Annotated in this window: 10 protein-coding genes; 4 read left to right on the plus strand and 6 right to left on the minus strand. The window is 58.9% G+C overall.

All coding sequences use genetic code 11. The features are described 5' to 3' along the window. Nucleotides 1-1,742: 1,742 nt before the first annotated feature. On the minus strand, nucleotides 1,743-1,988 hold the full coding sequence (locus AC3CCE_RS03340) for a hypothetical protein (RefSeq protein ID WP_352513652.1): 246 nt from the start codon (nucleotides 1,986-1,988) through the stop codon (nucleotides 1,743-1,745). On the opposite strand from AC3CCE_RS03340, the gene AC3CCE_RS03345 reads away from it, so the two are divergent. Genes AC3CCE_RS03345 through AC3CCE_RS03355 form a run of 3 tightly spaced genes read left to right on the plus strand, consistent with a single transcriptional unit; the run spans nucleotide 1,972 to nucleotide 3,235 of the window. Continuing rightward, nucleotides 1,972-2,370 (plus strand): hypothetical protein, encoded by a 399-nt coding sequence (locus AC3CCE_RS03345; protein WP_352626989.1) that lies wholly within the window; start codon nucleotides 1,972-1,974, stop codon nucleotides 2,368-2,370. The genes AC3CCE_RS03340 and AC3CCE_RS03345 overlap by 17 nt on opposite strands. A gap of 59 nt (nucleotides 2,371-2,429) precedes the next feature. Next, on the plus strand, nucleotides 2,430-2,696 hold the full coding sequence (locus tag AC3CCE_RS03350; protein WP_488377097.1) for a hypothetical protein: 267 nt from the start codon (nucleotides 2,430-2,432) through the stop codon (nucleotides 2,694-2,696). Between the two features lie 26 nt (nucleotides 2,697-2,722). Continuing rightward, a complete protein-coding gene (locus tag AC3CCE_RS03355; RefSeq protein WP_352513650.1) occupies nucleotides 2,723-3,235 on the plus strand; it encodes a response regulator in 513 nt (170 codons plus the stop codon). 1,076 nt (nucleotides 3,236-4,311) lie between these two features. Here AC3CCE_RS03355 and AC3CCE_RS03360 read toward each other — a convergent pair. Both AC3CCE_RS03360 and AC3CCE_RS03365 read right to left on the minus strand, forming a co-directional pair. Continuing rightward, nucleotides 4,312-4,548: an aminotransferase class I/II-fold pyridoxal phosphate-dependent enzyme gene (locus tag AC3CCE_RS03360; RefSeq protein WP_352573806.1), complete on the minus strand. Its 237-nt coding sequence runs from the start codon at nucleotides 4,546-4,548 to the stop codon at nucleotides 4,312-4,314. After that, entirely contained in the window at nucleotides 4,521-4,838 is a 318-nt protein-coding gene (locus AC3CCE_RS03365) for an aminotransferase class I/II-fold pyridoxal phosphate-dependent enzyme (RefSeq protein ID WP_352513649.1), read from the minus strand. The genes AC3CCE_RS03360 and AC3CCE_RS03365 overlap by 28 nt, the downstream gene beginning before the upstream one ends. A 483-nt stretch (nucleotides 4,839-5,321) precedes the next feature. Between AC3CCE_RS03365 and AC3CCE_RS03370 the strand changes: the two genes are divergently transcribed. Beyond that, entirely contained in the window at nucleotides 5,322-6,752 is a 1,431-nt protein-coding gene (locus AC3CCE_RS03370; RefSeq protein ID WP_352513648.1) for a coiled-coil domain-containing protein, read from the plus strand. Nucleotides 6,753-7,041: 289 nt separating this feature from the next. Here AC3CCE_RS03370 and AC3CCE_RS03375 read toward each other — a convergent pair whose 3' ends face one another. The 3 genes from AC3CCE_RS03375 to AC3CCE_RS03385 all read right to left on the minus strand — a co-directional run bounded on the left by AC3CCE_RS03375 (nucleotide 7,042) and on the right by AC3CCE_RS03385 (nucleotide 11,371). Continuing rightward, the gene (locus AC3CCE_RS03375; protein ID WP_352513662.1) at nucleotides 7,042-8,337 is read right to left on the minus strand and encodes an HlyD family type I secretion periplasmic adaptor subunit; all 1,296 of its coding nucleotides are present in this window, start codon (nucleotides 8,335-8,337) and stop codon (nucleotides 7,042-7,044) included. A gap of 71 nt (nucleotides 8,338-8,408) precedes the next feature. Continuing rightward, nucleotides 8,409-10,121, minus strand: coding sequence for a type I secretion system permease/ATPase (locus AC3CCE_RS03380; RefSeq protein WP_023681048.1), 1,713 nt, complete (start codon nucleotides 10,119-10,121; stop codon nucleotides 8,409-8,411). Between the two features lie 335 nt (nucleotides 10,122-10,456). Further along, on the minus strand, nucleotides 10,457-11,371 hold the full coding sequence (locus AC3CCE_RS03385) for a class I SAM-dependent methyltransferase (protein WP_352626986.1): 915 nt from the start codon (nucleotides 11,369-11,371) through the stop codon (nucleotides 10,457-10,459). Nucleotides 11,372-11,401 lie beyond the last annotated feature (30 nt).

An 11,401-nucleotide genomic window follows, 5' to 3' on the forward strand; every position in this document is an offset into this window, starting at 1 on the left:
AATCACTACCAATCACTGCCGAAATAACCGTTAGTCGGCGCTAATGTTTCGGTCTGGACTCGCTACCGCTTTGGAAGCATTCTGCACTCGGGGGAGAGGGCGTGGGCAAAGTCCAGCGTCATCAAGGTGCGGATCAGGCCGACCGCTGGCGCAAGAACGCAAAGGGGCGGTGGATGTGGCGACGGCAATATCTGCCGGCGCTGGTGATGGTTCCCTGACCGGTTTTCAAAGTGAACCCAAGCTCTCGACAAGCTCGTCGGGCTCATCCCAGCTGGCTGGCTGAGTGGCACCCGCACGGCCGGCGCGGGGAGCTGCGATATCAAGGGCAACATTTCCACCAGTACCGACGAGCGATTTATCACGTTCCAGGGCAGGAGCATTACTGCGAGACGACGATCAGTTTCAGTACAGCGAGCGCTGGTTGTGCAGCGAGGCTAGGCATGGGCCGCAGGCTGGCGCAAAGCAAGGCGGTAGCGCGGTAGCCACCACCATGTGCAGGCCCACCAGCCCGTCATCATGGTCCGAACCTGATCGCACCCGCCGACCTTGGTCTCAACGTCGTTGATTGGCACTGCCACGCGGCTTTCCTTCATTCGCATGGTTCGCAGACATTAGCATGATCGCATACTCTCATCATCCGGCGTCGTCTCCCTCACAAAGCAGCGCCGGTAAGGCTCGGCGCCCTTCTTGTTTGTCCCATGTGCCAAAGGAGGTCGCCGGGCCTGCCGTTGCTCATCTTTGCGGGTTGCTTCTGATGGCTCCGCTTGGCGCCGTGGCCCTGCGTCTTCCTTCGGGTAAGGCCGGCGAGGCGCTTATCAGACGGCCTGGCATGTAGGATTATGGTCCTCGTTGCGGCGACGCCCTCAATGGAGAGCGCCAATGGCCAGAACAAACCTTCCGAACAGCTTTCCCGGGCTGAAATCGAAGCGCTTCCTGGCGGCAGCCGAAGCGATGCACAAGAGCATCGCCGGGCCGTTCCTGGCGTACCACAGGGAGCGCTGCCAAGCTCTACCTGAGGCCCATGGACCCCTGTTGAAGTCGATTGAGACGGTCACCTGCCAGCAGGCGCAGTTCATCCGCTGGAACGGGACAGGACCGGCACAGCCCCGGAGAAGCCTCCGGGCTGGTTCTCCTCGCGCAACTCTCGCGCCGCATCACCTCTAAGAGCAGTTCGAAGACGCTTTCGATTTCGCCGTTGATTTGGTCGGCAGGGATGCCAGGCTTCTCGGCCGCTGTCATCAATTGGTCTGCTAAGTCGCTGGCGGCGATCGGATCGCCCCGCGTCACAATCGCGGCGCAGAGGGGTTTTATTAGCTCCCCCTCATCTTGACGCCGGTGCCGGCTGCTCCAAGTCTTGGGCATGGCTCGGGGAAGTATCAAAGTTGGCGACGAGGTCGCAGTCACGGCGATTGTGCGCGGCCGGGTGACGCCCGATCGCATAAGCGTGACGATCCCCTCCTACGACTTCCCGCATTCTGTTGTCGATTCGACTTCGAAGGCTGTAATTGGCCAGCATATGGAATTGATCGGCCCTGTCACACGCATCGACGGGGGACAAGGTAACCGTCAGCCTCCGGCCATTGGTGACTGTCGAGGCCGAGCACGTGCGCCTTGTCGAAAGACATGTGGCACTTCCACGCGGGCGAAAAAAGTCGCTGGTTGACAAGGCTTAAACTTCGTTGCCGACCCCAGGAACAGCCCACTGAAACTTTCCCCATCACATCGGCTCTGGTCGCCTCCCGCTAGCTGCCGGCGCGTTGCGATATCGGCGCAGTAGACGGGTCGGCATTTTCCGAACTTTCCGACATCTCGTCGCGATGACGTTCGCGAAGGCGCTTCAGTAGTTCGCGTGAGGCTTGGATCGCCCTGCGCGATTGATCCATGTTCTGGCGAAACGTGGCGCGTTCCTCCATGGACTTCTGCCACTTCAGCAAGGTAGCCGTAGTCGCAGTGGCCGCTTGAGCGATATCTATGGGCGTTGCAACCATCGCATCCTCCCAAAAAGGCAATGGTAAACGCAATCTTTATAGGCCCGCCGAAACCCTTTCTTCAATCAAAAACGACCGTACAGATTCATACGCCAAATGGCTATTCGTCGGGGCGCTCGACGGCGGCTTCGTCGACCTCGGCCTCCATCTCGTCGTTGACGGTTTTGGTCTGCCAAAACCGTCCATCGCCACACCGTCAAAGCCCTGCAGCATGTTCCTGCCAGTAAGCTGGCACCTCACGCTCCTTGCCATGCTTGCGCGCTTGGGCGCCGTACATCCAGGCGTAGGTGGCGCGTTCCTGATCTTTCTTAGGCATGGCCATTTGCATCATCCTCCCGGAAATCCAGCAGCCTTGCGTGCCGCAGCTTCTCTTCGCCTTTGAGGGTCTCGACCCAGCCAACCAGTCCGGGCTTCAGCCACTCGGACACGATCCCAAAGCGCTTGCCGCTCAGCGGCATTGAAGTTGACGAGTGCGCCACCTTTGTAGAGGCCCTTTTCAGCCATGATCACCTGGGTAGCTTTGCCGCGCTCGCGCTGTGCACCGATGATTTGCATTTCCTTTTCCTCAAAGCACTTGATCTTGCGCCAAGCGCTCGTTTGCCGCTGCGATATGGACTGCCCTTGAGCTTCGAGACCATGCCTTCTAGCCCGTCTCGTCGACCAGGTGGCAAACGGCGTCACCAGTGCGGCATCGCTCCGCTGAATTGAATGCGCCCGCCGGCAGGGATCATTTCGTGCAGGATCTCGCCGCGATCTTCGGTCGGCATCCCGCGCAGCTCATGATGCGTGGAACCCTGCCGGTTGCTGACCGTTCTCCGTCAATGGAAGCCCCGAACCAACAGAGCCAAACGATCCTCGTGGTTGACGGCGACGTCATCGCCCGATGCGTCATCGCGGACTATCTCCGCCACTGTGGCTACAGGGTGATTGAGGCCCATTTCGCACGTGAGGCGCAACAAGCGTTGAACTATGCGGAGTTCGGTGTGGACACCGTCTTGTGTGACGTTGACCTGCCGGGCAACATGAACGGGTTCCAACTGTCGAAGTGGGTTCGCGAGAACAAGCCCGAGGTCAAAATAGTGCTTTCTGCCGCAGTAGAACGAACTGCGATCGCGGCGGGCGACCTTTGTCAGGAAGGCCCGCACCTTGCGAAGCCGTATGAGCCGGCCAACGTAGTGGACCATATCAGGCGACTGCAGCGTGTTTGGAGCTTACGATCCAGGAACCCTGGTGCAAAGCGCAATTGATCTCTGTCCAGACGCCGAGAGGCTCGTCTGCATACCAATGGTGATTTAGCCCTGCGAACTGGACGCCGCTCAAAGGAAGAACGGCGTATAAGCCGCAGTCCTGCGTGCGGCCGCAACAGTGGACGGTTGTCGCGCGCAGGACGGAGGAAATTCGCCCTCCTGCCGCGGGCGGTGAACGGGATACCGTAGGAGCGTCAGCATAGCGCCGGCCACAGGACGGGACGCGGCACCGACTGTCCCCGCCCGGAAGTCCGCATGTTTTGGCGAGGCCGACCGGCTGAGATCGTGCGCATTTTGGTTCTCGACGGTACGGCCGCTGATCGGCGATGATGCGAGGACCGAGTTGCCTGGAAGAAATCGATCTGGTCTTGCACCTTTTTTGCTTCCTCATTCGCGGGGCAGCTTGTGATTTTCCAGCCTGACAGACCCTCCCCTGTCTATAAGAAATTCCCGACGCATGAGCGCACGTCCAACACAGTGCGGGCTCCAATGCTCACCGGCTGCGCGAGAATGGTAACCACCTACCTTGAGGGGAGCGCCACGTGCGTAATCAACGATGCAGGCGCTGCCAACCTCGGCATCCCCGGCAGTAGCAGGCTTATAAATGAATATGTCGTTGATCAACGCTATCGGCGCAGCCGCCGGGAGATGGACAGACCGCGTTTCAGCTAGCTAGGGTATCGATGTTCCAGGCTAAAGGCATTGGCATGCCCGAATTAGAAAAAAGACCTGAATCCCGTAAAGCAGCAACAAAATGCCGAAAGCTATCCAGAAGCCGGGCCGCGTAAGCAATGCCAGATCTTTTCTTAGCTGCTCCATTCACATCAACTAACATGGCCAAGCGTCGTTCCCGTCCGCTGGGGACAAATTTCAACTGAGCTGATAGGCTTCGTCGCATAGTGCCGCGCCACTGCGGATCGAGACACCTCAGCGCCCCGCATGAGCACGCGCAACTCGATCGGAGGCGCAAGGAGAAAGTTCGGAACGGTTCCAAGAACCCCAAGCAAATTGAGCGCCGCAGCGGACGATAAGGTTCACGCATATCCCGGCGAACATCCGCACAGCAATGGTCAATATCAACGGCAGAAGGGCGTCCGAAAAGAAACGCATCTCTGCGTCACCGCCTCATCGAGAGTCACCGCTGCGGCATCCTGAATACAGGTCGGCGACCCGAAGAGCATGCATTGCGCAAGATTTTCCAGATGAACTGATGCCGAGACCGGCCCAAGCGTCCACCCTAGCCTCCAGCCGGTCATTGCATGAGACTTCGACAGGCTGTTCACAATTATCGTCCTCTCATTCCGGGACTGAATGCTATTGAGAGGAACTCGCCGTCGAACACTGTGCTGCGGTAAACCTCATCGCTGATGATCCATAGATTGTGCCGCTCGGCAAATGTGGCAATGGTTTCCAGATCCTCCTTGCCGAACACATATCCGCCGGGATTGTTTGGGGAGTTCAGCAAGATCGCCCGCGTTCGATCTCCTACCGCTGAACGGAGAATATCCTCGGATGCCTTCCGCCGCGCATTTTGCAGCGATAGTTTGACGGGTCGGACCACTGCTCCATCGGCGCGTATTGCCGCTTCGTATGTAGATACCAAGGCTCAAGGCAAAGCACCTCGTCGCCAGCTCCGGCAACGGAAGCTTAGTGTGATTGAGCGGCCAGGCGGCCGGTCCCCAATTCGTTCGAATGATGCGCTTGCCTCGCCAATGTCGCATGGTGAGTCAGCCGGCAAACCAAAAACACTCAACCGCCGGTTAGGCCCGGCCGCCTGATGCGCCCCACAAGAGGCTGTGCCGGGCCGTTCGTCGGGGCTTCTGCACCTGAGTTGTTAATGTGCCCAGGCAACACACCATTGACGCCAAGACGATGGCAAGAAGGGGAGCCGCGCAGTCCTCAAGAATAAGTCAGCAGGCACCTAGACCGATGTAGGGCCTTCCGATCGCAGCTCTCGGCTCCTCGCGGCGCCGGCGCCCTGGCATCGTTTGATTGAACGAAGACGCTGAGTTGAGCTCTCGATACAAAAGCATCTCAGTCCTCGTGCCTCAATGGTTCCGGGCATGCGGCTGCAGGGGATGAAGTCATGAAGTTCAGGGATTTGATCAGACGCGCCGAGGACAATGTGGAGAGGTCGTTTGACGATCTCGAAGCTGACTTGGCTAACGCTGTCGACCAGTGCCTCGATTTGGAGGATGTCGCCGACGTGCCAAACATGGCAGGCGAAAACAACGAACAGGATGACAGCGTACCAAGCGAGGACGGTGCCGGCGACGACGATGATAGCTCGCCGATACCAGCGCATCGGATGACCTCACATACGCAGAGCCGAATTGCTGCCGTGAGCTCGTTTAACGGCTTGTTCCACGATGCCAAGCTCCATTTCGAGGAGATCAACGCAAAAATCTCCGAAATTACAAGCACATGTCAACTGACGTTCGAGTTTTTTCACATCCTTCACGCGGACATTCTCCGTGCCAACGAACTGGAGTTGGCGAATCAAAATCTGATCGCAGATCAAAGGAACTTGTCGGAAACACTCAATGACCTGAACAGACGGTACTGTGAGCGTCAAGGCACCGTCGAGACATTGCAGCAGCGCCAGGCAAGCCTTGTTCAGGAGTGTGAAGTGCTCCGTGGCGCGTTGGCCGCGGCAAGGCTGGAGCTGGTCGAAGCGGCGAACACCACCACAAAGAACGAAGCGGAATTTGGCGACCTCACGAACATGCTTGCCGCCGCAAATGTCGAGGCCGACAGGCGCTCCCGAGAGAACAAACAGCTGCGTGAAAAGAATGTGAGCCTGTCTATTGACCTGGAAAAGGCCATGAAGCGGGAGGAAGAGGCACGGCATAGGCTGGATGCCTTCTCCACGATCCATGCCAACGAAGCTGCGCGAAATTCCGAAATGCTGAGTGCGCTCGGCAAGAGCGAAAAAGAGGCAATCAAATTGCACACCTCACTCGAGGTTGCGCAGGCGAAGCTATGGGAGGTGACCGAAGCAGCCAGGATTATGCAGGCGGACATGGATGGCGAGCTTAAACGCTGCCAGGCTGAGAACCGAGGATTGCGCTCAGAAATTCAAAGTCTCCAAGCGCGCTTCGAACTCGCCTCAAACGCAAACAACGAGGCCGCGGCCGAGATCGCCAGGCTCCAGCTACAATGGAGCGACGCCCTGGCCGAAAAACAGGTGACCGACGAAAGGTTGGCCGCACTCACCGAGGAGGCCGAAACCAACAAGGTGAACCTTTCCAAGATCGCCGCAGATTTTGCACAGCTGTCCATGCAGCAGGCGTCCGATCAGATTGAACTCGATGTGAGACGGCAGGAATGCGAGGACTTGCGGGTCGAGATTGCCTCGGTCAATGCTCGGGTCAGGGAATTGCTGCCCTACAAGAGGTCGCATGGAAGCGCGAACGCCTTGCCGCATACATCTGACGTGGCAAATGTAGCGGTGACTGCAGACCGAACGGTGCATGCCGCACGCCGTGTCCGCCGCAGGGCCCTCGCCGCGTCGTAGGAGTAAAGAACCTCTCCTCGTGAGGCAATTGCCCATGTCGATGATCGTGGAACGGTATGCGCTGTTTGTTGCGCGAAAGATGACAGGACACTAACGCTGTTGTTGGGGCAGGACTTGGTGAGGCGGCCAGGAAAATCCTGTTGGGGCATCCTTGTAGCCGGGACAATGTCCCAGACGAGCCTCGCGCGTCGGCCGCAGGCGTCACCCCTGTGGCATCACGTCGCCTACCCTAATATGTCAGCAAGCACGCCTGCCGTGTTCCCGCGGTCGACCGCTCACAGCCGCCATGTCATTCCCGGAAAGCCCTCGACATCTGGTCGGTAAGCGGCTTCAGCAGATAAGACCAGACGCTGTGTTCGTCCGTACTTATGTGAACCTCCGCTGGCATACCGGGTTTGAGCACTTTGGCATCGGTCAGACAGGTGGACTTGTCTTCGACATTGATGCGCGCCGAGAAATAAGAAAGCTGGCGCTGTTGATCTTTTATCAGGTCCGCCGAGATGCGCTTGACAGACCCTTGGCAGGCAGGCGTAGTGCCGGCGTCGAATGCCGGAAACCGGATCGAGACCCGCTGACCTGGACGAACGTCATCTATGCGCGACGGCGCAATCAGCGCGTCGACGACAAGGTTGCCGGTGTCAGGGACAATCATCATGAGAACCTCGCCCGCGGCAATCACGCCGCCGATCGTGTGAATGGAAGATTCCTGTACCGTTCCCGATTGCGGAGCGCGGATGGTGGTTTTGGCCAGTTCGTCCTGTGCCACAACCTTGCGCTCGCTGAGTTCGGTTTGCTTGGCTTCCGTTTCACGAAGTTCGCTCGTCACGTCACTACGCCTTTGTTCATCGAGCTGAAGAATCTGCAATTCGGTCTCGCTGATCCGGGCCTGCGCCTCGGCAACTGCCGCCGCGAGGCGCCCTGATTCTCCGTGCGCCCGGGTGGCATCCAGTCTGATGTTGCTAAGTCGCTCTTTGGACACCAGTTTCTTTGTAAAAAGCGCCTGTACATCGACAAGATCGCCATCCAGCAGGACCACGGATTGTTCTTCCGCGGTCTGTTGCGCCTTGAGGCCCTCAACTTGGCGTTCGAGTTGCTTTGAGCGGCTTTGCAACTGTGCCTTCTGCCCCTTGAGGGCCGTAGCGCGGCTGTCGAACAGCGTGCGCTCACCGTTCACCAGCGCAGCCAGCTCCGGCTCGCCCATTCGCGCTTGAAGGCTGAACGGAAGCTGCATCTCCGACAGGCCTTGCCGCTCTGCCTCCAGCCGCACAAGCCGAACCGTTGCCCGATCAAGATCCTTGCTAATTATCTGCAGATTGGCCCGTGTCAGCGTGTCGTCCAATCGTGCCATCACATCGCCGGCCCGTACATGATCCCCATCTTGCGCGAAGATGCCCCCTATCGTGCCGCCCGTCAGATGCTGGACCTTCTTTATGTTGCTCTCGATCACCACGGTCGCCGGCGCAATTACCGCGCCAGCAATCTTGGTCAGTCCGAGCCAGAGCCCGCCGCCGGCAAGCAACATAAACGTGACCGCCGCACCCAGGATCAGGTTGGCCCCGATTCCATCGCGCGTGCCCGAAATCATCGCGTTGCGCCGGCTCCCATTGCCGATCGGGGCCGATGGAGCCATCGTCGCCTCAGACAAAAAAATATTCCTCATGCGTGACCGCTCACCCCTTTGTGCATCGCGACGGCCGCTGCCGGGCGTTCAACAGGCGCAGCAAAGGGGCGGATGACGTTGGCCAGGACCTCCTCGCGTGAGCCGAAGGCGTGAAGCATCCCATTGGACATTACGAGTACCCTGTCGATGTTGGTAAGGGCAGAAGGACGGTGCGCAACTACGATGACGATGCCTCCACGTCTGCGCACTGCCAGGATCGCGCCGGCCAAGGCGGTATCGCCATCGACGTCCAGATTTGAATTCGGCTCGTCCAGAACGACGAGAAACGGATCGCCGTAAAGTGCCCTGGCAAGCCCGACGAGTTGCCGCTGTCCAGCCGACAAGGCTGTTCCTCCCTCGCCCATGCGTGTTTGAAAACCGTTCGGCAATCGCAGGATCATTTTGTCGACGCCCGCTGCCTTGGCAGCTGCAAGCACGCCCTTGGCGTCGCCCTTCCCGCCAAATCGCGAAATGTTATCGGCAACCGTTCCATCAAACAGTTCGACGTCCTGGGGCAGGTAGCCAATATGTGCGCCAAGGTGTTCTTGGTCCCATTGGTCAAGCGAGGCGTCGTCCAGCCTCACCGTGCCGCGAAGTGGCTGCCAGACGCCCACCAGCGCGCGCACAAGCGTGCTTTTGCCAGAACCGCTCGGGCCGACAACGGCCATTCCCGTCCCTGCAGCCAGGCGGAAGCTGACATTGGCTACCGTCGGTTTTTGCTGGCCCGGTGGCGCTATAGTCAGGTCCTCGACCGCAAGCTCCGCTTGGGGGCGCGGAAGTTCCATATGTTCGTCCCGGTCAGGAAAAGCGGCCAGGGCCGTTGCCAGTTGCGAATAGCTTTGCCGGAACGCGGCGAAGCCTCGCCAGTTCGCGATAGCGGCGTCAACAGGAGCCAATGAGCGGCCCAGCAAGATGGAGGATGCGATGATCACGCCTGGCGAGGCTTCGCCTCCTATCACCAGGTAGGCACCCAGTCCAAGAACGCAGGACTGCAAGGCCAAACGCAGTGCCCTAGAGAGTGCCCCGGTCGCGCCGACGACGTCGGAAAGCCTCTCTTGGTGCCGCAGATATGCGTTATTGATCTCGCCCCAGCGGTGGGCAAGCCGTGCGGAAAGGCCCATCGCGCGTACGACTTCCGCGTTGCGGCGTCCGGATTCGGCGAGATTGCGTTGCGACACCAGCGTCTCGGACGCGCGTGTCACCGATGTGCGGCCAAGAACTTCCGCCATGACCGTGAGCAGCACGACAATGATCGCACCGCTTGTGGACAACAGACCGAGCGCAGGATGCAGGAAATAGATGATCAGCAGGTAAAATGGAATCCACGGAGCGTCGAAGATGACAGTCGGCCCCATTCCGGAAAGGAAGCCGCGTAACTGATCGAGATCACGGAGGGGCTGTATCCGGTTCGCATCCTGCCCGCCAATGAGCGGCAAGGACAGTGAGAGGCCGAACACCCTCTGCTTCAAATTCCTATGGACACGATTGCCCACTCGAACCAGCAGGCGCAGCCGCACGAAATCCAGCAGCCCGTAGACAGCGTAAAGACCCAGCATTCCGATCGTGAACCCGACAAGCGTCGGAACGCTCTGCGAAGGTAAAACGCGATCGTAAATTTGCAGCATATAGACCGAGCCGGTCAGGGCGAGAAGGTTTATGACTGCCGAGAAGACGCCGACGCCTACCAGGCCAGGCACGGTCCCAAGCATTGCGCCTCGCAGATCCGACGAACTCCTTCCACCAGGGTTCATGGGTTTCGACCTCCCGTGAGAGATCGTTGCGCAAGCTCACTGGCCCCACTGGGCACGGACAATCTCTTGCTGTTCAGGAGCGTATCCCCTTAGCCTTCTAATATTACGCCCCACTAACATGCTTGGACTTTAGTCAAAATGTAGCAAAATCGTGGCGCTGACCCGAGAAACCCGGAACCCACATGTTAAATCGGGGGAAAACTGCCGTTCCACCGTATTTGGGCGGGGCTTCATGCGGCGGAGCGGCCCAAGAAAACCGCCCCCTGCCCTTTTTTTCGGGGCATTTTCGCGCTTTAGCGCTTCCTCGCAATAACCAGGAAGTGTTGCGCCAGCTGGCCAGGAACGCAAAGCCTTCTGCAGGCCTTCTCGACAGGCTGCATCATCATTTCACAGAACCCTGGCAACAGGTTTCCCGGCCGAGGCAGAAAACCGTACGGTATCGTCTGATCGACGGTGAATCCCGAGGCAGTCAGGAGGGCCTTGAACCTCGCTGCGCTCAGCGTGTTGCGAATGGTGCGTCCAGACACCCGATTGAGCAGCCGGCACGCCAGGCCGACGGGCGACGTCGCATTCATGTGAACGTTGCACACAAGCCGCCCGCCATCTTTCAGGTGCTCATTGATCGCCTTCAGTGCATGCCATTTCAGTTCATCCTCTGCGTTCAGGAAAAAACGAAATGCCGTTACCACATCGAACGTCATACCGAGCTGCTCCCTTGTCAGGTCGACGTGACGCAAACTCACATTGGGCGGTACTTGCGCGCTGTCGAGCATCGTTCTGGAAACGTCGGCGCCAACCACCTCGCTGAAGAGGCCGGCGGCTACCTCGGCGATGCGGCCTGTTCCGCATGCGAAATCGAGGCAGTTTCGGCTAGCTCCGCTCAAGGGGCGAAGAACGTCGAGGATCAGCGGCTTTTCGATGTTCTCCCAAAGCGCGCCATAATAGCCGGACCTGTGTGTTTTGTTGTAATGTTGGCCGTAGCCGGGCGCGCAATGGCTGGTCCTGTAGCCGTCCGACACGAAGCCGCCCTGCGCATTGCTCTCCTTGCTAGACGTAAATTCCTGCCAATTTCCGGACTCACCGGCGCGCGACCTGGACCGCACAATTCGCGCTGACGGCATATGGAAAGCATAACTTGACGACTGCGTCACCTGATCCGCGTTCGTTGAGGGTGTCAGGGTCGCTCCCTGGTTGAAAATGCGCCTCACCTTGGATCTCCGTTCAGTTGGGTTCGCCCC

This window comes from Mesorhizobium sp. P160187 (genome assembly GCF_057766425.1).

Coding starts and splice junctions, on each gene's coding strand:
- AC3CCE_RS03345 (WP_352626989.1), top strand. CDS start 1,972: ATGGGCGTTGCAACCATCGCATCCTCCCAAAAAGGCAATGGTAAACGC.
- AC3CCE_RS03340 (WP_352513652.1), bottom strand. CDS start 1,988: ATGGTTGCAACGCCCATAGATATCGCTCAAGCGGCCACTGCGACTACG.
- AC3CCE_RS03370 (WP_352513648.1), top strand. CDS start 5,322: ATGAAGTTCAGGGATTTGATCAGACGCGCCGAGGACAATGTGGAGAGG.
- AC3CCE_RS03375 (WP_352513662.1), bottom strand. CDS start 8,337: ATGATTTCGGGCACGCGCGATGGAATCGGGGCCAACCTGATCCTGGGT.
- AC3CCE_RS03380 (WP_023681048.1), bottom strand. CDS start 10,121: ATGCTTGGGACCGTGCCTGGCCTGGTAGGCGTCGGCGTCTTCTCGGCA.